This is a genomic window from Flavobacterium cheonhonense (genome assembly GCF_035671315.1).
GTDB classification, from domain to species: domain Bacteria; phylum Bacteroidota; class Bacteroidia; order Flavobacteriales; family Flavobacteriaceae; genus Flavobacterium; species Flavobacterium cheonhonense.
In genome coordinates this window covers 1-19,302 of record NZ_JAXAVY010000008.1, presented here as the reverse complement: position 1 = coordinate 19,302, position 19,302 = coordinate 1, and the positions used below count along the sequence as shown (strand labels likewise).

Sequence of the window (19,302 nt, the reverse complement as noted above, 5' to 3'; positions counted from 1 at the left end):
TGGTTTAAATTTTAATGACTGCAAATGTATTTAAATTGCAATACTATAGCTTGTTTTTTTTTGATTTTTTACTGATTTATTTTTTGGTGGACGGACATACAAATTGCGTACACGGCACTTGGGTTTGTTTGATACCATTCATTCCTTTTTCGACGTTTATCAGGTTATGGATACCTCTCGACTTTAAAATGGATGCCATAATCACCGAGCGATAACCACCCGCACAGTGCAGGAAGAATTCTTTGTTTCTTGGTACGCTTTGGAAGTTTTCATTGATAGTATCTAAAGGAATATTTACTGCATTTTCCACATGTTCAGCTTCGTATTCACTTGGTTTTCTGGCATCGACAACCAAACTGTCAGAATGCAATCTTTCTGCAAAGGTTTCCGGACTGATAGAAGCTATGCTGTCGGTTTCAAATCCGGCTTGTTCCCATGCTGAGATTCCTCCTTTTAAATAGCCTAAAACATAATCAAAACCAACGCGTGATAAGCGCGTAATGGTTTCTTCTTCTTTGCCTTCAGGGCTAATTAACAACAGTTTTTGATTCACATCTCTCAAAAGCGAACCTACCCAAGGGGCAAAATTTCCTTGTATACCAATGAAAATGGAATTCGGAATGTGCGCTTTTACAAAATCGTTTTCATGACGCACATCTAATACCACCACATCGTCTTGGTTGGCAATGGTTTCGAATTCTTCAGGGGAAAGTGGTACCTTACTTTTTTGCATAACGGTATCAAGACTTTGGTAACCTTTGATGTTCAGCATCACATTTTGTGGAAAATAGGCTGGTGGTGCTCCTAATCCATCAAGCAATTCCTTGATGAACTCTTCTTTGGTCATATCCGCTCTTAAAGCGTAATTGGTTCTTTTTTGATTGCCTAAGGTATCCGTTGTTTCCTTGCTCATGTTTTTTCCGCAAGCACTTCCGGCACCATGACTTGGATAAACAATCAATTCGTCGCTTAACGGCATAATCTTGTTGCGTAATGAATGGTATAAATAAGCCGCCAATTTTTCCTGAGTGAGTTCTTCTGTCAGTGCTTGCGCCAAGTCAGGGCGACCTACATCTCCAATGAATAAAGTATCTCCCGTAATTATACCGTGTTGTTTTCCGCTTTCATCAGTTAACAAATAACAAGTACTTTCTAAAGTATGTCCCGGAGTGTGAATAGCGGTTATAGTGTATAGGCCTACTTTGAAAACTTGGTTGTCTTCGGCTATAATGGCTTCAAACGCCGGATTAGCCGTTGGTCCGTAAACAATTTTTCCACCGCTTTTCTGAGCCAAATCCAAATGCCCGGATACAAAATCGGCATGAAAGTGTGTTTCAAAAATGTATTTAATGGTAGCGTTGTCTTTGGCTGCTCTGTCTAAATAAGGTTGCACTTCACGCAGAGGATCGAAAATAGCGGCTTCTCCGTTACTTTCTATGTAGTAAGCGGCTTGTGCAATGCATCCGGTGTAAATTTGTTCAATTTTCATAAGACAATAATTTGTTACAAAGGTATAAGGTTAGTGCTCAAAAGCGTTGCTTCTTTAGAATACTTTAGGAAAACAGTTCTTTATAAAGAATGATGAAAGCCATGAGTAAGATAAATAATCCGAATATTTTTTTTAATAATTTTTCATTGATAAACTTCTGAAGATAAAGGCCAATGAATATTCCTAAAATGGAAAAAGCACTAAAGCTTAACAGAAACAACCAATCAATTTCAATGTTCTGTAAATCGCCTGAAAAACCGATTAAGGAATTTATAGTAATCACCAAAAGCGAAGTGGCTATGGCTTTTTTGATGGTCAGTCGGGCTAGTTTAGTTAAGGCAGGTACAATTAAAAACCCACCACCGGCTCCAATTAAACCGATTAAAACACCTACGAAGAAAAGTTGAACTATGGTTCCGTATTTATTTGTGATCTCTGGTACAGGATTGTCTTTTTTGCTTTTCAGCATGGCAATGGCAGCCCAAAACATTACTATGGCAAAAAGGACCATAAGGAAAGTAGCTTTGGTCAATTGTAATGAGGCAAAATAAAATACCGGATCCGGAATTTCAGGAACCAAATACTTTCGTGTTAAGTATACACCCAACACAGAAGGTACCGCAAACCGCAAAGCACTTTTGATGTCAACCAATCCTTTGCGAAAATTTTGAATACTGCCAAATGCCGAAGTAGTCCCTACCACAAAAAGGGAATAAGCTGTGGCAATTATCGGATTCAATTGCAGTACATAAACCAGTACAGGGACAGTCAGTATAGAACCACCGCCACCGGTGATGCCTAGGACTATTCCGATACAAAGAGCGCCGAGGTATCCTAAAAATTCAATCATGTTTGTTTGATAATGACTGAGTAAAAATAGTGTTTTTAATTCAAAAGTGTTGCTGTTTTTTGTGTGGTAAATTTCTGTAACATCTTTTTAAAAAGTAAGATTTTATCTTTGAAAAGATTAACTCAGTCATTAAACTAATCATAAAATGTAGATTTTCACTTTTTTACAGTTTTCATATCGATAAATTTGAGCAAAATTTCAGTTAATGTTCAAAAAAATATTGTGCTATCTATTGGTGCTGTCCACATCAATGATAGAAGCTCAGGTGATTATCAACGAATTCGATTCGGATAATCCCAGTACCGATGATAAGGAATTTATCGAATTAAAATCGGCTACACCAAACTTTTCACTTAACGGTTATGTATTGGTGTTTTTTAACGGTACAGGTTCGTTAGCCGATAAGAGTTATTACACCATCAGTTTAAACGGTTTGACTACTGATGTGAATGGTTTGGTTCTTATTGGTAACAATTTAGTTTCTCCTGTGCCTGAACGTATTTTTACCAATAGTTCCATTCAAAATGGTCCAGACGGTGTTGGTTTGTATTTGGGTTCGACATCCGATTTTCCGGCTGGTACAACAGCCACCACGGTTAATTTGATAGATGCTTTAGTGCATTCTAATAACAATACACTAGTACCTTCTTTACAAACTTTGTTAGGGGTTGCTACTCAGGTTAATGAAAATGCCAACGGTTCAGGAACAACGCAATCCATCCAACGCAAATCCGATGGTACTTGGGAAGTAAAAGCACCAACACCTGGTGTAAATAATGATGGTAGCGGTTTTATTTATAATGGCATTACGATTACGGTTAATACCAATCACAAAAACGAAGGCGATAGTTTTTCCATTACATTTACTTCCGATAGTGTTGTTTCGTCGGCGTTGAATTTTACTTTTTCGCTGAACAACAGCGGTTTTAATACAGCTGATTTTACCGGGAATACTTCAGTTTCCATTCCGGCCGGCTCCAATAGTTTTTCTACTACTATTACCCTTACAGATGATACTTTGGATGAAGGTGATGAAGTGCTGAAAATCAAATTCGGCGCTTTGCCTTCAGGTTTTAATCGCCGCAATGACAACATTGAAATCAGAGTAGTAGACAATGATTTTACGACTTTACCATTCGGCACACCATTGAATCCTACCTACGGCAATGTTAGTAGTACTGCACCAGCCGGATATTATGATAGTTTAGAAGGACTATCGGGAGCCGCTTTGAAGCAAGCTTTGCAGAATATTATTGCCAATCCCGCTGTAGTCAGAGCGCACAATTATGGTGACGTAACTGATATTTTAAAAGTAGCCGATCAAAATCCGCTCAACAGCAATCAGGTTTGGTTGATGTATGTGGAAACACCGCGTGCTAAATTGGATTTCCAAACCACTTCCAGTAATGTAGGTTCTTGGAACAGAGAGCATATTTATCCGCAATCTCGTGGCGGTTTTGCCAATGCTACCGATGATATTCCTGATGGCATTAATGTATGGTTGCCTACCAATGCTGATGATATTGCCACCGGTCACGGTGATGCCCATCATATTCGTGCCGAAGACGGTCCGGAAAACACCTCCAGAAGCAATCGCGATTACGGTTTAACCGGATATAACGGTCCTGTTGGTAATCAAGGTTCTTGGAAAGGCGATGTGGCGCGCTCTGTTTTTTACATGGCGGTTCGCTACAATGCGCTCAGTGTTGTTAATGGTGATATTCCGGACACTACAGTGGGACAATTAGGTGATTTAGCTTCGTTGTTAACGTGGAATCATACCGATCCGAGCGACGATTTCGAGATGAATCGCAACAACTATATTTATACCTGGCAATACAACCGCAATCCGTTTATTGATTATCCGAATTTAGCAGATTATATTTGGGGAACCAATGCCGGTCAGCCTTGGTATGCTTCTTTGTCAACCAATGAAAATACTGCTGTTTCCATCAGTATTTATCCAAACCCAACCTCAGAGCGTTTCACCGTTTACGGCATGGATTCAGAAGCCACTTTGTTCTTATTCAACAGCCTTGGGATGAAGGTTTATGAGCAAGAGTTCAGCGGAGAAACAACTTTTGAACCTCAGGTAGCGCCGGGAATTTACTTGATTAATATATCAAAGAATAACCAATCAATTACCAAAAAAATTATTATAAAATAATAAATTTATACCCTACATTTCAAAGCCTGATGTTGATACATCGGGCTTTTTATTTGAAGTAAATGGTAAATGTAGTGCCTTCGTCTATTTCGCTTTTTGTTTCTATTCGGCCACCCATAGCATCGATTTGATTTTTGGAGATGAACAAGCCAATTCCTTTGGCATCCGGATTGTTGTTGAAGGTTTTATACATTCCGAAAAGATTCTCAGCGTTACGCTTTAAATCAATTCCGATACCATTATCAGTAATACTCAAGGCTTTCTTCTCTTCATCAAATTGCAATACAATTAACGGCTTCTTTTTAGGGTTGCTGTAGCGTATTGCATTAGAGATGAAATTGTATAAAATACTTTCTAAATAGGCAGCGTTATAATCAATGTTGATGTGATTAGGAACTAAATTTTGTACATCAGCTTTTTTGTCTCTGATTTGCTTTTCCAATACTGCTACACTTTTTTCAATATAGTCGTGCAGATTTAAACGCTCTATGGTAATATTAAGATTAGTTCTAATGTTGACTACTTCGTTAAGATTTCTCATAGTATCATCTAACGATTTCGATACTTTTTGTAGCAAGTGAACCATTTCTGCTTGTTCTTCTTGACTTTTAATGCCTTCCATTAAGCCGGAAATCAACTCGATATTGCTGGTGTGAGAGCGAAGGTTATGAGAAACGATATAGGAAAAATTAAGCAAGCGTTTGTTTTGTTCCGATACCAATTCAAAGGATTGCTTTAGTTCTTCTTCCGCTCTTTTTTTATCAGTGATGTCTTCAACAATGGCAATATGATTGAGGACTTTATTCGCTTCTTTCCATAAACTGGCTACAATTAAATTAATCCAAACAATTTTTCCGGATTTATGGATATACCGCTTTTCCATACTAAAATCATCTATCAGCCCATTGCGCAATTGCTCCATATTATCCAAATCTTCTTGTAAATCCTCCTCGTGGGTTATGGATTGAAAATCGGTTTTTAACAGTTCTTCCAAAGAGTAACCAACAATTTTGCAATATTCTTTGTTAACGGTTATGAACTTCCCGGTAAGCGTATCAAGTTTGGCTATACCTACGGGAGCCTGATCGAATATAGCCCTAAATTCTGCTTCTCTCTTAATTATTTTTTTAGTTTGAACTTCAATTAACTTTTGGAGTTCGGCCGGTTTTTTTATTAAAGTAGTTACCCATAAACCAATAATAATCGACAATAAAAGGCTTAAGGAAACAGAAGTGTACAATTGTTTAATTACAATGTTTTGATTTCTGGAGATGAGGTACAAATTCCATTCTCCATCCGGAATCGTTACTTTGAGCAAAGGTTTGTGTTTGAATTCCTGTTTCTCTGGTAAAAAGAACTCCTCTTTATAACTTACAGGATTGATTTTAGAGAATTGGAAATAGTATTTGGTGTTATCAATGCTATTAATACCCGACTCTTTGATTAAGGTTTCTAAACGGATAACAACAGCGGAGAAACCCCAAAAACGATTATTCTTATACACCGGTAATCTGCCCACTACACCAATTCCACCTTGCTTTAACTTGAGTGGTCCGGCAAAAAACATCAGTTTTGACTTTATGGATTTTCGGGCTTCAAATCGGTTTTGCGGACTACTTAATATATTGTAATTGATTACGGCTTTGTTTTCTTCGTAAGGATAAACATATTTAATAACGCCATCAGGCACCAGCTGAACTACATCAATCGAAGGATTGTTGTCTAACAACTGCTTGGCTATTTTGTCAAAATGCTCGGGCTTGCCATCGTCGTTAATAGTCATGGCCATGGTAAGCGCAGAAGTATAGCTGCTTTTTAAGACCTGTTCAAAGTTTTGTCGAACAACACCGAGAACATTATTCATTTCCCGGCGCTCATTCTCTTTTACCATTTCGTATCTCATTTTCACCAAGAAACCCAACAGAAGCAGCATCATTAAAAAGCTAATGAAGCCTGTTGTTTTTGGTCTCGTAAAAACCCAATAAGAAACTCTTTTCAATAGTTTTTTGAAATCCATAAAGAAGGGTTAGGGTTAGAGATAGCTAAATATAGGAAAAAAATAGATGTAAGAAATAATTTCTTTCAATTATTTCCCAATGCAGAAATTAGCGAAAATGTTTCCTAACAACTCATCATTCGTTACTTCACCGGTTATTTCACCAAAATAGTATAACGCTTGTTTGATGTCGATGGCCATTAGGTCAGAAGACAGTCCACTATTCAATCCGAAACTAACCTTCTGAATTTCTTCCAAAGCTTTAATCAGCGAATCGTAATGGCGTGAATTAGTAATAATAGTTTCATTGTTGCGTAACGCTCCGGTATTGACAAACGATAAAAGTAAATTTTTAAGTTCGTCAATGCCCTGCTTTTCCTTGGCACTCATTAGAATTGGTTTCAAGTTTAAAGCTTCCAATTTTTGACTCATGCTGGAAACTTCATCTTGAGAAATCAAATCCACTTTATTTATAACAATGACAATAGATTTTAAAGGATATTTGTTCTTTACTTTTTCTATTTCAGCGATGTATTCTGAACCCGAAACTTGAAATTTTAAACTATCAAACAAATAAATCACCACTTGTGCTTGCTCTATTTTCTCAAAGGTTTTTTTGATGCCGATGCTTTCTACCACGTCTTTTGTATCGCGAATCCCCGCGGTATCAATGAATCGGAAACCGATGCCGTTAATGACTAATTCGTCTTCTATGGTGTCGCGAGTCGTTCCGGCTATGTCAGAGACAATAGCGCGTTCTTCGTTTAATAAGGCATTGAGCAAAGTCGATTTTCCTACATTAGGCTCGCCAACAATCGCTACCGGAATACCATTTTTAATCACATTACCCACAGCAAATGAATCGATTAAACGTTTTAGTACAAATTCGATGCGATTGAGTAATTCCTTGAATTGTGTGCGATCGGCAAATTCTACGTCTTCTTCTGCAAAATCCAATTCGAGTTCTATCAATGAGGCAAAATTCAAAAGTTCGGCTCTCAGTTTGGCTATTTCGTTGCTAAATCCACCGCGCATTTGCTGCATGGCAATTTGGTGACTGGCTTCGTTATCCGAAGCAATCAAATCGGCTACCGCTTCCGCTTGCGACAAATCGAGTTTCCCGTTTAAAAAAGCTCTTAAAGTGAATTCACCGGCTTGCGCCATTTTGCAACCTTTACGCAACAATAATTGGATGATTTGTTGTTGAATGAAAGTCGAACCGTGACAGGAAATTTCAATCACATCTTCGCCGGTATACGAATGTGGATTTTTAAAGATAGACAGCAAAACTTGGTCGTACACTTTTCCTTCATCGACGATATGTCCTAAATGAATGGTATGCGTTTTTTGTTGACTGATACTTTTTCCGGAAACCGATTGGAATACTTGCTCGGCGATGCTGATGGCTTCTTTACCTGATATTCGTATTACAGCAATGGCACCGGCGCCCGATGGAGAAGCTAAAGCCACTATAGTTTCCTGAGAAATCATCTTTGTCTATTTTCGGCAAAGTTAATAAAACTTATCAAGTATATTTTCTTTAGGTTAAATAGATGACCGAATGATATTTGTCATTTAAAACCATCGAATTCCATTGTAACTTTGAGAAAATTAAAACCTTAGGTATGAAAAAAATACTTGTTCCCATAGACTTTTCCGAAACTTCGGATAATGCTTTTGTTTATGCTTTGGAAATGGCCAAGCGATTGAAAGCCGAGTTGGTGTTGTTGCATACTTTTGAACTCCCGATTGTCGACAGTCAGGCGATGCCGATTAATTATGCAACCATTTATAATAGTATTGAGCTGGCCAATTTTGAGCATTTCAAGCAGAAAATGCCCAAGTTGCACACCATAGCTGAAGAACGCAACCTAAATCATATTCCGATGAGTCATATTATGATGGACGGCGATTTGTTGTTGAGTATCAAAAAAGTGATTGCTCAGGAAAATATTGATATGGTGGTTATGGGAACCCATGGTGCCGAAGGTTGGTGGGACAGTGTAATAGGAACCAATACAGGTTCTGTTATTGCCGGAGTTTCTGTGCCGGTGTTAAGTGTTCCTGCCGGAGCGCAATTTCAAAAAATTGATACTATTGCATTTACTACACGATTCCGTAAAAAAGACATAGAAGCGTTAATCAAAGTGTTGTTTTTTGCCAAAAGATTCCATGCGAAAGTCAAATGTTTATATGTGAAAACGCCGAATTCCGATGTGACTGATGAGACCATTCGTCGTTGGCAATCCCATTTTGAAGACGAAACCAATTTACAGTTTTTCGTTATTCCGAATGAAGGCGTAAAAGAAACCATAGAAGACTTTTTGGTTAGTCAAGAAATCGACATGTTAGCGATGTTAACCTACAAGCGCAATTTCTTTGTAGAGTTGTTCACCACAACCACTACACAACATTTGTCTTATCATTTGAAAACCCCGATTTTGGCTTTCCACGAATAAAAAAAGCGTCTCTTTTTAAGGAGACGCTTTTCGGTATAAAGGTTAGTGTATTTTAGTTGTTCAACATCACCGGCATTACCAACATGGTTACGGTTTCGCCTTCATCTAAACCGTCAATCGGTGTTAAGATACCGGCGCGGTTCGGCATCGACATTTCCAACATAATTTCGTCGGATTGTAAGTTGGTTAACATTTCCGATAAGAAGCGAGAGTTGAATCCAATTTGCATGTCATCACCTTGGTAATCACAAGTCAAACGCTCTTCCGCTTTGTTCGAGTAATCGATATCTTCTGCTGAAATGTTCAATTCGGCACCGGCAATTTTCAAGCGAATTTGGTGTGTAGTTTTATTGGAAAAAATCGCCACACGACGCACAGAGTTCAATAAAAGCACTCGGTTAATCATTAATTTGTTCGGATTTTCTTTTGGAATTACCGCTTCGTAGTTCGGGTATTTTCCGTCGATTAAACGACAAGTTAACACATAGCTGTCAAATGAAAACGTAGCGTTTGAATCGTTGTATTCAATAGTCACTTCCGATTCCGAAGCGCCTAAAATGTTTTTCAAGATGTTCAAAGGTTTCTTCGGCATGATAAAATCGGCCACTTGAGACGCTTTTACATCGGTACGCGCATATTTAACCAATTTGTGGGCATCTGTAGCTACGAAAATCAAGCCTTCCGGAGAAAATTGGAAAAACACACCGCTCATTACCGGACGCAAATCATCGTTTCCGGCAGCGAAAATGGTTTTACTGATGGCGGTTGCCAATACATCGGCAGGGACTAAAGTAGAAGACGGATTGTCTAAACTTACAGCTTTAGGAAATTCTTCTCCAGGAGCGTAAGCAATGGCATATTTACCGGAATTAGAACTGATTTCGATAGTGCTGTTTTCTTCTACGGTAAAAGTTAACGGTTGCTCGGGAAAAGTTTTTAGAATATCTAACAACAATTTCGCAGGAACTGCAACGCTGCCTTTGCTGGTTGAATCGATTTCTAAAGTAGCCGACATGGTAGTCTCTAAATCAGAAGCAGAAACAGTTAACGATTTATTATCTAATTCGAATAGGAAATTATCTAAAATAGGCAAGGTGTTACTACTGTTGATGACACTTCCCAACACTTGCAATTGTTTCAATAAATATGAACTCGATACAATGAATTTCATTTTGTTTTATTTTTTACAAATATATCTTAAACTAACAGATTTCAAAAAGTTTTTTATTAACATTAGCGGCTGTATTTTCGCTTGCGCAAAAGGGTAAAGGCAATGCCGAATAACAATAAGATTACTATTGGCATTGCTACAGTTACGATTTGTGAATTGGTGTAATTGTCGTAGACTTTCTGCTTGTCTAACATCGGTAAATTCACTTCTTTACTTCTAATGTTAATAAGTCCGCTGTCGTCCATCAAATAATTCACGCAGTTCATCATAAACTCTTTGTTGGCGTATAAATTATTCGTCCATTTGTCAAAACCCAATTCCAATGGAGTTCCGTTTTTGTCAAATTGGTTTTTGATGATATCGCCGTCGGAAACGACTATCATTTTATTGGTTTTGCCTGTTTTTTGGAAGTTTGCCTCTTTAAATGGTAAAATGCGGTTTTCGTACATCGAATGAAAATTTCCTTCCAATAAAACCGCTACCGGATAATTGCCTTTGCCGGCAAATTCTTTTTGTTCAGGGCGCAGTGAAACGATGTTTAAATTCACCTCTGTAGGTGTGCCAACCAAACGGGAAACTTGGGAGGATTGTAGTAAAACAGTCTTTTTAATATCGTTACCCAAAAGCTCAATCGGACCGGCAAAATCAAATTTAATGCCGTCCAAATTGGTAACAATCGGGTTTTTGCTGGTTGGATAAATCAGGGGTGCATAAAACCAAGGATATTGGGTGTATTGCGTGGCACTTCCTTGCTCGCCGGTGGCCAAAGCTATGGGTGTATTTTGCAAATCGAAAATCAAGTCCGGCTTCATGCGAATCCCGTATTTGAAGAACATGTCGTTCAATCCTAAATCCCTCGGAAAGGCTAGGTTGGCGCCGGTTTCGTTGTATAAACTGTCCATTTCCATGGCCACTTGATCTACCAGCCATAGCGTCTTACCGCCATTCATGATAAATTGATCGAGTACTTGTTTTTCGGCATCACTAAAAGCTTCGGTAGGTTTGGCAATAACGGCCAAATCGTATTTTTTGATATGTTCCAAAGTTCCGGTCGGATTGGTTGGAACCGAATCTAAGGTGAAAGGCGCAATAAAATAATTTTCCCTAACCGATTTGATGAAGTCGGCGATATAACGATCTTCCAATTCGCCGTTGCCATTCAGTATAATCACTTTCTTTTGTTTTTCTTTCGCAACCGTATTGATAGCATTAGCAAAAGCGTACTCCAGGTGTTGTACTGAACTCACTACTTTTTCGGCTGTAGAAGCGCCCATCATGTTTTTCAGCAAAGGCACTTTGACCGAGCGATCACCGCAAGTCGCCACAGCCCATGGGAAAACCACTTCCTGAGTTTGCTGTCCTTTATCGTTTACGGTTACATTAACCGGAGTCAAGCCCCGTTCTAAGAAAGATTGAATGGTATTTTCACGTTGTTCTTCCTCTTCTAAAGGGTTTACAAATTGGAAAATAACATTCGAGTTTTGCGCTTTGAATTCTTCCAATAATTGTTGGGTTTCCGTTTGCAATTTTTTGAATTCGCCCGGGAATTCGCCTTCCAAAAAAACATCAATATACAACGGTTCTTTAACTTCATTTACAATGGTTAAAGACGTTTCGGATAGCGTATATCTTTTATCCGCCGTCAAGTCAAATCGGTGAAACACAAAATGACCGGCAAAGTTGAGCACAATTACAAAAAGTACAGTGAGTGCTATGTTCTTGAAGTTGTTTTTCGGCTTACTCATTACGATTTCAAAGATTTTAATTGGTATACGGTGAACGACAAGAATACGAAAGCAACGCTAACAAAATAGAGAATATCACGAGTGTCTAAAACGCCTCTGGCCATACTTTTAAAGTGGTAATCCATGCCGAATTTGGCAACCAAATCTTCAAAACCGCTAACGTAATTTGATAGGCCTTCAAAGCCGTAATAGAACAAAAAACACAGCATTACCGCTATCAGAAAAGCCACAATTTGATTTTCCGAAAGGGTAGAAGTGAAGACACCGATGGCGGTATACGAGGCTACTAAAAACAGCAATCCGAAGTACGAACCCATAGTGCTTCCCATGTCGATATTGCCTTCGGGCGACCCTAAGGAAGCAATCACATAAACGTAAACCAAGGTTGGCAGTAAGGCGATTACAATCAATAAAAATGACCCTAAAAACTTGCCGTTTACGATTTGCCAAATCGATAAAGGTTTGGTCAGCAATAACTCGATAGTCCCTTGCTTTTTTTCATCCGAGAAACTGCGCATAGTCACTGCCGGAATGAGGAAGATTAAAATCCATGGCGCTAAAGTGAAAAACGGACTCAAATCGGCAAATCCGCTTTGCAGGATATTGTATTCTCCATCGAAAACCCAAAGGAAAAGTCCGTTGAGCAGCAAAAAGATGGCAATCACCAAATAGCCGATTGGTGAGCCGAAAAAGGATTTTATTTCTCGTAATGCGATTGATTTCATATTCTTTGTTGTGGGTTGTAAGTTGTAGGTTTTATGTTGCGCAAAAGTAATGACTTACAACATAGAACTTACAACCTAAAACTATTTTAAACTTACTATTTTATCTACACTCCACGCTTCGGGTTTGCCGTTGAACAATTGCTTGGTAAAGGTCCAAACTTCATCAAACAAAGCCGATTGACGGTAGTTTTCCAAATCTGCTTCGGTTTCCCAATAACTGTAAGTGAAGAAGATTTCAGGATTATTTTTGTCCTGATACAATTCTAAGAAACGGTTTCCGGGCGCATTTCGTATTTTTTCTTTGATTAAATTGAAATTTTCCAAAAACTTCGGAATATTTTCGGCGTGAAAGCTCATTTTAACTATTCTGACAAACATTTTTCGTTTTAATTTTTAAATTCAATGGTAATCAAATCTCGGTATTGTAATCCTAAAAGCGAACTGGCGGAACCAACAGTGTCCGGATTGCTTCGGAATATGGCGATTTCCAGAAAACCTGCTTCGTTAAAAAGGGCTAGTTTTTCACCTTCATAATCTTTCCAAGTATATTTATCAGACACTACGATGTCGGAATATTTCGGTAATATGGTTTTAATACTTTGTCCTTTAAACTTGATTTCATAAGGTCGGCCTTTACCCATTTCCAAAAATAGTTTTTTGGAAATATTGGTCACGGCATTGCCCAAATGATCAATGTAAATGATATAACCTTTAATCAAATTGTCTTGCGTCAAGGCTTGTAATTCGGTGACTTCTTTTATCGTTTTGATTTCTTTCCCGATAACATTCAGCAAACCGCCTTTAGACAAATGGCAAGCTACTTTAACAAATACATCCAAATCGGTGGCTTCAATCGGCAATCGATCGTGGATGTTGATGGTCACTACTTTTTGGGGAACAATCTTCTGAACCAACATGCTCAGGATACCGTTATCAGCACAAATGAAGTAATGGTCATTCCATTGCATGGCGATATGTTGGTTGTTTTCATTTAATTCGATATCAACGCCTATCAGATGCACTGTGCCTTTCGGAAAACTACTGTAAGCAGCGCCAATGATGTACGCGGCTTCGGCTATGTTGAAAGGATCGATGTGATGCGAAATATCAATCACAGTAACCTCGGGATGTTCAGACAATAATTTACCTTTCAAAGCACCGACAAAGTGGTCTTTTAATCCATAATCGGTAGTTAAGGTAATTATTGACATAGATTGTTTATAACTTGATTGAAATTGGGCTCAAAAATAATAAAACCTAACCTTTTAATTGACTAAATTTGGATACAAAGCTAACAATTCTCCAACGATTTTTTTAATTTAAAACTACTGCTTTTGAACGAACGTATCATAGAATTACACGACATAGCTCCAAAAGAATTTTGGGGCGCGCAAGACACTCATCTTGAAACCATAAAAAAATACTATCCGAAGCTCAAAATTGTGGCTCGCGGCACTACGTTGAAAGCGTTTGGAGAAAAAGAAGAATTGGATGAGTTTGAAAACCGTTTTAACCGATTGATGTTGCACTTTACACGTTACAATAATATTGATGCCAATGTTATTGATAGAGTCATTCAAAGCAATTCAAGCGAAGAGCAGCGCATGCCGGATCACGATAAAATTTTGGTTCACGGTTTGGGCGGAAAACTGATCAAGGCCATGACACCCAACCAGCAAAAACTGGTTGAATTTGTCAATAAAAATGATATGGTATTTGCCGTTGGACCTGCGGGAACAGGGAAAACATATACCGGAGTGGCTTTAGCGGTGAAAGCTTTAAAAGAAAAACAAGTAAAACGAATCATTTTAACACGTCCTGCCGTAGAAGCCGGAGAAAATTTAGGTTTCTTACCCGGAGATATGAAGGAGAAACTTGATCCGTACATGCAACCCTTATATGATGCCTTGCGTGATATGATTCCGCCGCAAACTTTAGAAGATTACATTTTAAAAGGAATCATTCAAATAGCACCATTAGCCTTCATGCGCGGTAGAACTTTGGATAATGCTTTTGTAATATTGGATGAAGCTCAAAACACCACGCATTCCCAAATGAAAATGTTTTTAACACGTATGGGAAAAAATGCCAAATTCATCATCACCGGTGATCCGGGCCAGGTTGATTTACCGCGCCGCACTATTTCCGGATTAAAGGAAGCGCTATTGGTTTTGAAAGATATCGATGGCATCGGAATCATTTATTTAGATGATAAAGATATTGTAAGACACCGATTGGTGAAAAGGGTAATTGATGCTTACAAGAGTATTGAAAATAACGATTATTAGATTCTAACAAAAATTTATAGTAAGCGAATAGTTTGGTTATAGTAAAACTAATACCTATCTGTTCGCTTTTTTAATGTGCATTTTATAGTTACTTGTAATTAAAGTAAAGTTATCCTCGTTTACTGTATTTAGTTATTAAAGAAAGACTGAATTGATTTTCTTTTTTGTCAAACGAACAGAAGGCCTTACTTTTGCACCACAACAATTTATTCTTTGTTTATCAAAGAGAAACACCACAACACGATGAACACAATTACTGCCACGAATTTCCGGTTTCCCGGTCAAAAATCTGTTTATCGCGGGAAAGTCCGCGAAGTCTACAACATCAATGATGAATTATTGGTTATGATAGCTACCGACAGGCTTTCGGCTTTTGATGTAGTCATGCCCAAAGGAATTCCTTATAAAGGCCAGATTTTAAACCAAATTGCCACCAAGTTCATGCAACTCACGGCCGATATCGTTCCAAATTGGTTAATTGCTACACCAGATCCAAACGTAGCGGTAGGTCATTTGTGCGAACCTTTTAAAGTAGAAATGGTCATCAGAGGTTATTTGTCCGGTCATGCGGCCAGAGAATATGCCAGTGGTAAAAGACTACTTTGTGGCGTTACCATGCCGGAAGGGTTGAAGGAAAACGATAAGTTTCCAACTCCAATTATAACACCGACCACCAAAGCAGATAACGGTTCTCACGACGAAGACATCTCAAGAGAAGCCATTTTAGCGAAAGGCATTGTTTCTGAAGAAGATTATAATGTACTAGAGCATTACACTCGAGCTTTGTACCAACGCGGCACTGAAATCGCTGCAGCCAGAGGATTGATTTTAGTAGATACTAAATATGAATTCGGAAAAACCAAAGACGGCAAAATTGTTTTGATTGACGAGATTCATACCCCAGATTCCTCACGTTATTTTTATGCTGAAGGGTATCAAGAGCGACAAAATAATGGGGAAGAACAAAAACAACTTTCCAAAGAGTTCGTTAGAAGATGGTTAATTGAAAATGGATTTCAGGGTAAAGAAGGACAACAAATCCCTGATATGTCTGATAACTATATTGAAACTGTTTCCGAAAGATACATAGAACTCTACGAAAATATCATCGGAGAAACTTTCGTTAAGGCTGATATTTCCGATATTCACCAAAGGATTGAGCAAAATGTTTTGAATTTTTTAAAAAGATAAACAAGTAAAACCTATACAAAGCCGCGTATTTCGCGGCTTTTTTTTTGCTCGATGTTAAACTTTTGTTATAGTCAGTTTCTCATGCAACGAAAGTTTGCTTGTTGTCGTCTTATCAGTCAAACAAACATTTGTTAGCATAATGAATCCAAATTATACTATTAGTAACCCTTTTTATTCTTCTGAAAACCGAAGTGTTATTTCTGAATATTTAATTGATTTGAATTCTTTATATAGTTTAATTTCTGAAAAACAATGGTTTGTAAAATATTAAAAGTTAAAATAATGTTAAATTTAAGTACTATGCAATACAAGATACCTGTTTTTAGATATATATTTGCATAGAATATTAATAACAAAATAAATCATCATCAATAAATCATCAATCATTATGAAATCAACAATTATTTTTTTAGGCCTTGCTTTATTAACGGTTACCAATACTAGAGCAAATCAATTACTTGAACAAGAAGTATTACAACAAGATGCTGTTGCAGTTAATTCAGTAACAAGTCAAAAAGCGGATTTGATTTTTAACAATGTCCAATCTTCAAAAAGTGCAACAATTGATAACACCGGAGACACCGCTGTTTTTAATCCGGAGTCAGTATTGAAAACCACATCGGTTAAAACGGTAGAAGAAACGGTGAAAGAGAATAAACTCATCACCGAAGCAAATGAAGAAGTATACCAACCGTTGTGTTTGGAAATGTCCGTTCAGGATAAAATTCAAGAAGACAATCAAATCATCGAAAGTACAATTTCAGAAGAAGTATTTCCTTTAGATTTTGAGAAAATCAATCGCACAGCAGCCTGCATCAAAGTTAATTTGAATAATACTGCTATACCGGTTGATATTAAATTGTAGTTTTTTTGGGTTAATTAGTCTACAAATGAAAAAGCATCCTGATTAGGATGCTTTTTTTATGTTGGTTTATTTGAAATATGAAAAGGAATCGTTGTTTTCAATTTTCAGTAAACTTTCGTAAATCAGTTTGATTACATTTTCCACATCTTCTCGGTGTACCATTTCAACCGTAGTATGCATATAGCGCAATGGCAATGAAATCAAAGCCGATGGAACGCCGCCATTACTATACGCAAAGGCATCGGTATCTGTTCCGGTTACTCTCGAAGTGGCATGTCTTTGAAACGGAATCTTTTTGTCTTCGGCCGTTTGTACAATCAAATCTCTCAAAGTATTGTGTACCGCAGGCGCATAAGCTATTACCGGACCTTTTCCCATTTCCAAATCGCCTTCAATTTTCTTTTCAATCATTGGAGTAGAAGTGTCGTGGCAAACATCAGTAACAATGGCTACATTGGGTTTGATGGTTTTGGTAATCATTTCGGCACCACGCAAACCTACTTCTTCTTGAACTGAGTTGGTAATGTATAGGCCAAACGGTAGTTTCTTTTTGTTTTCTTTGAGCAATCGAGCTACTTCCGCTATCATAAATCCGCCCATGCGGTTGTCAATGGCACGGCACACAAATTTGTTGCCGTTCAACACCATAAATTCGTCCGGGTAAGTAATCACACAACCTACATGAACACCTAATGCTTCAACTTCTTTTTTGGTGGCACAACCGCAATCAATAAAAATATTGTGGAGTGTCGCCGATTCTTCTTTACCGCGATTTCTCGTATGAATCGCCGGCCATCCGAATACGCCTTTAACAATCCCGTTTTTCGTATGTATGTTAACGCGTTTGGAAGGCGCTATTTGATGATCAGAACCACCATTTCGAATAACGTAAATCAAACCGTTGTCAGTAATATAATTCACATACCACGAAATCTCGTCTGAATGTCCTTCAATCACTACTTTATAGGGAGCGTCGGGATTAATAACGCCAACAGCTGTTCCGTAGGTATCCGTTATAAAGGTGTCTACATAAGGTTTTAAGTAATTCATCCAGAGCTTTTGCCCGCTCGATTCATAACCGGTTGGCGATGCGTTATTCAAATAACTTTCTAAAAAGGTCAAGGAAGCCTTGTTCAATATACTTTTTGTTGCCATATCTTTTTTTTGCTAAAATATAAATTTGGCATTACAGTTGTAAAGGATATTCTATATTTTTACCCTAATATTTTTAATCCATGAGAAAGTTATTTTTTTTCACCTTCATTTTACTTTTAACAGTTAAGGTTACTGCTCAAGTTTCAACCGATTCTATTGCTAAGAAAGAATTCTCGGAAGAGGAAAACGACACTGTGGTTAAAGATCCTATATTATTAGAAGAAGTAGTCGTTTACCGAAGCAAACTAAGTCCGGAAGAAAAAAAACAATTCCTCTTGCTTCAAAATAGAGTCTATAAAGTGTATCCTTACGCCAAAACAGCTGCCGATCGCTTAACAGCACTAAACAAAAACATGGATAAAATGAAAACCAATAAAGAAAAAAAGAAATACTTCAAGTTGGTCGAAAACTATATGGAAGGTGAATTCACCGACCAGCTCAAAAAATTATCCCGCAAACAAGGTCAAATCTTGGTCAAATTAATCCACCGCCAAACCGGGTTTACCACTTTCGAATTAATTAAAGATTATAAGAGTGGTTGGAAAGCCTTCTGGTCCAACAATACAGCCAAACTTTTCGACATAAATCTCAAAGCAAAATACCAGCCTTACGAGGTAAACGAAGATTTCCTCATAGAGTCTATACTCGACCGCGCTTTCAACCGAGGAAGATTAGCCCGCCAAAAACCGGCAACTCCCATAGATATAGACGAACTTACCGAATATTGGGAGCAAAAAGCCCAAAAGAAATAAAAGGGAGCGAAGCGGCAGTGCATGTCGGTAAACCTTGTTCCCGCTTTCCGTTTCAATCTTTTTGGATTCCTCATCTGCTTACGCTGCCGGGGAATCCAAAAAGGATTTCCACTGCAATCGGGGCTAAAACAGAAAAGGTCGTCTCTTTTAGCAACCTTCCCGAAAAAATCTTTCGCCGCAAAAATCATTAAACCAACGACTTGCAAAAAACTTTCAAAAAATGATTTGAAAACATTTGCAAAAGCCGAAAACTGTAGTACTTTTGCACCCGCAATCAAGCCATACAGGCTGTTTACTGAAAAAGTTATTACAACAGTTAAAGTAAATATAAGCATCGTTCTTAAGTTTTTTTGAAAAGGAAGAAACAAGATTTTTTACAAAAAATTTGTGGGAACTAATAAAAGCAATTATCTTAGCTACCCTTATTTTTTGAAAATCAAGTAATAACA

General features: G+C 37.8%; 16 protein-coding genes. 6 read left to right on the top strand and 10 right to left on the bottom strand.

The features are described 5' to 3' along the window. Positions 1–76: 76 nt before the first annotated feature. Both SK086_RS12895 and SK086_RS12890 read right to left on the bottom strand, forming a co-directional pair. Positions 77–1,489, bottom strand: coding sequence for an MBL fold metallo-hydrolase (locus SK086_RS12895; RefSeq protein WP_324692145.1), 1,413 nt, complete (start codon positions 1,487–1,489; stop codon positions 77–79). Positions 1,490–1,553: 64 nt separating this feature from the next. After that, positions 1,554–2,339: a sulfite exporter TauE/SafE family protein gene (locus SK086_RS12890; RefSeq protein WP_290876559.1), complete on the bottom strand. Its 786-nt coding sequence runs from the start codon at positions 2,337–2,339 to the stop codon at positions 1,554–1,556. A gap of 205 nt (positions 2,340–2,544) precedes the next feature. Here SK086_RS12890 and SK086_RS12885 point away from each other — a divergent pair, with 205 nt between their 5' ends. Beyond that, positions 2,545–4,506, top strand: coding sequence for an endonuclease (locus tag SK086_RS12885; RefSeq protein ID WP_324692143.1), 1,962 nt, complete (start codon positions 2,545–2,547; stop codon positions 4,504–4,506). Positions 4,507–4,555: 49 nt separating this feature from the next. Here the strand turns inward: SK086_RS12885 and SK086_RS12880 are convergent, their stop codons facing one another. Together SK086_RS12880 and mnmE are read right to left on the bottom strand one after the other, a co-directional pair. Further along, entirely contained in the window at positions 4,556–6,523 is a 1,968-nt protein-coding gene (locus SK086_RS12880; RefSeq protein WP_324692141.1) for a PAS domain S-box protein, read from the bottom strand. Between the two features lie 69 nt (positions 6,524–6,592). Then, on the bottom strand, positions 6,593–7,993 hold the full coding sequence (mnmE, locus tag SK086_RS12875) for a tRNA uridine-5-carboxymethylaminomethyl(34) synthesis GTPase MnmE (RefSeq protein WP_324692139.1): 1,401 nt from the start codon (positions 7,991–7,993) through the stop codon (positions 6,593–6,595). Positions 7,994–8,127: 134 nt separating this feature from the next. On the opposite strand from mnmE, the gene SK086_RS12870 reads away from it, so the two are divergent. Continuing rightward, positions 8,128–8,961, top strand: coding sequence for a universal stress protein (locus SK086_RS12870; RefSeq protein ID WP_324692137.1), 834 nt, complete (start codon positions 8,128–8,130; stop codon positions 8,959–8,961). A 52-nt stretch (positions 8,962–9,013) separates the two neighbouring features. On the opposite strand, the gene dnaN is transcribed toward SK086_RS12870, so the two are convergent. The 5 genes from dnaN to SK086_RS12845 form a co-directional block, all read right to left on the bottom strand. Beyond that, positions 9,014–10,132, bottom strand: a complete 1,119-nt coding sequence (gene dnaN, locus SK086_RS12865; protein WP_290877390.1) for a DNA polymerase III subunit beta — start codon at positions 10,130–10,132, stop codon at positions 9,014–9,016. Between the two features lie 62 nt (positions 10,133–10,194). Continuing rightward, a complete protein-coding gene (gene gldG / locus SK086_RS12860; protein ID WP_290877387.1) occupies positions 10,195–11,877 on the bottom strand; it encodes a gliding motility-associated ABC transporter substrate-binding protein GldG in 1,683 nt (560 codons plus the stop codon). After that, on the bottom strand, positions 11,877–12,602 hold the full coding sequence (gldF, locus tag SK086_RS12855) for a gliding motility-associated ABC transporter permease subunit GldF (protein ID WP_324692134.1): 726 nt from the start codon (positions 12,600–12,602) through the stop codon (positions 11,877–11,879). Before gldF ends, gldG begins: the two co-directional genes overlap by 1 nt. An 81-nt stretch (positions 12,603–12,683) precedes the next feature. Continuing rightward, entirely contained in the window at positions 12,684–12,980 is a 297-nt protein-coding gene (locus SK086_RS12850) for a putative quinol monooxygenase (RefSeq protein WP_295334525.1), read from the bottom strand. 8 nt (positions 12,981–12,988) lie between these two features. Next, entirely contained in the window at positions 12,989–13,813 is an 825-nt protein-coding gene (locus tag SK086_RS12845) for an SAM hydrolase/SAM-dependent halogenase family protein (protein ID WP_324692130.1), read from the bottom strand. Positions 13,814–13,936: 123 nt separating this feature from the next. On the opposite strand from SK086_RS12845, the gene SK086_RS12840 reads away from it, so the two are divergent. The 3 genes from SK086_RS12840 to SK086_RS12830 all read left to right on the top strand — a co-directional run bounded on the left by SK086_RS12840 (position 13,937) and on the right by SK086_RS12830 (position 16,946). Then, on the top strand, positions 13,937–14,890 hold the full coding sequence (locus SK086_RS12840; RefSeq protein WP_324692128.1) for a PhoH family protein: 954 nt from the start codon (positions 13,937–13,939) through the stop codon (positions 14,888–14,890). A 243-nt stretch (positions 14,891–15,133) separates the two neighbouring features. Then, the gene (locus SK086_RS12835) at positions 15,134–16,081 is read left to right on the top strand and encodes a phosphoribosylaminoimidazolesuccinocarboxamide synthase (protein ID WP_290876809.1); all 948 of its coding nucleotides are present in this window, start codon (positions 15,134–15,136) and stop codon (positions 16,079–16,081) included. A gap of 388 nt (positions 16,082–16,469) precedes the next feature. Next, complete coding sequence (locus SK086_RS12830) at positions 16,470–16,946, top strand: hypothetical protein (protein ID WP_290876807.1); 477 nt, start codon at positions 16,470–16,472, stop codon at positions 16,944–16,946. A 66-nt stretch (positions 16,947–17,012) separates the two neighbouring features. Here the strand turns inward: SK086_RS12830 and SK086_RS12825 are convergent, their stop codons facing one another. Continuing rightward, a complete protein-coding gene (locus tag SK086_RS12825; protein ID WP_290876805.1) occupies positions 17,013–18,101 on the bottom strand; it encodes a M42 family metallopeptidase in 1,089 nt (362 codons plus the stop codon). A gap of 80 nt (positions 18,102–18,181) precedes the next feature. Between SK086_RS12825 and SK086_RS12820 the strand changes: the two genes are divergently transcribed. Further along, positions 18,182–18,853 (top strand): DUF4294 domain-containing protein, encoded by a 672-nt coding sequence (locus SK086_RS12820; RefSeq protein WP_324692123.1) that lies wholly within the window; start codon positions 18,182–18,184, stop codon positions 18,851–18,853. Positions 18,854–19,302: the final 449 nt, after the last annotated feature.

Excerpts from the sequence above, each read along its gene's own strand:
- SK086_RS12895 (WP_324692145.1), bottom strand. The coding sequence starts at position 1,489 with ATGAAAATTGAACAAATTTACACCGGATGCATTGCACAAGCCGCTTAC.
- SK086_RS12890 (WP_290876559.1), bottom strand. The coding sequence starts at position 2,339 with ATGATTGAATTTTTAGGATACCTCGGCGCTCTTTGTATCGGAATAGTC.
- SK086_RS12885 (WP_324692143.1), top strand. The coding sequence starts at position 2,545 with ATGTTCAAAAAAATATTGTGCTATCTATTGGTGCTGTCCACATCAATG.
- SK086_RS12880 (WP_324692141.1), bottom strand. The coding sequence starts at position 6,523 with ATGGATTTCAAAAAACTATTGAAAAGAGTTTCTTATTGGGTTTTTACG.
- mnmE (WP_324692139.1), bottom strand. The coding sequence starts at position 7,993 with ATGATTTCTCAGGAAACTATAGTGGCTTTAGCTTCTCCATCGGGCGCC.
- SK086_RS12870 (WP_324692137.1), top strand. The coding sequence starts at position 8,128 with ATGAAAAAAATACTTGTTCCCATAGACTTTTCCGAAACTTCGGATAAT.
- dnaN (WP_290877390.1), bottom strand. The coding sequence starts at position 10,132 with ATGAAATTCATTGTATCGAGTTCATATTTATTGAAACAATTGCAAGTG.
- gldG (WP_290877387.1), bottom strand. The coding sequence starts at position 11,877 with ATGAGTAAGCCGAAAAACAACTTCAAGAACATAGCACTCACTGTACTT.
- gldF (WP_324692134.1), bottom strand. The coding sequence starts at position 12,602 with ATGAAATCAATCGCATTACGAGAAATAAAATCCTTTTTCGGCTCACCA.
- SK086_RS12850 (WP_295334525.1), bottom strand. The coding sequence starts at position 12,980 with ATGTTTGTCAGAATAGTTAAAATGAGCTTTCACGCCGAAAATATTCCG.
- SK086_RS12845 (WP_324692130.1), bottom strand. The coding sequence starts at position 13,813 with ATGTCAATAATTACCTTAACTACCGATTATGGATTAAAAGACCACTTT.
- SK086_RS12835 (WP_290876809.1), top strand. The coding sequence starts at position 15,134 with ATGAACACAATTACTGCCACGAATTTCCGGTTTCCCGGTCAAAAATCT.
- SK086_RS12830 (WP_290876807.1), top strand. The coding sequence starts at position 16,470 with ATGAAATCAACAATTATTTTTTTAGGCCTTGCTTTATTAACGGTTACC.
- SK086_RS12825 (WP_290876805.1), bottom strand. The coding sequence starts at position 18,101 with ATGGCAACAAAAAGTATATTGAACAAGGCTTCCTTGACCTTTTTAGAA.
- SK086_RS12820 (WP_324692123.1), top strand. The coding sequence starts at position 18,182 with ATGAGAAAGTTATTTTTTTTCACCTTCATTTTACTTTTAACAGTTAAG.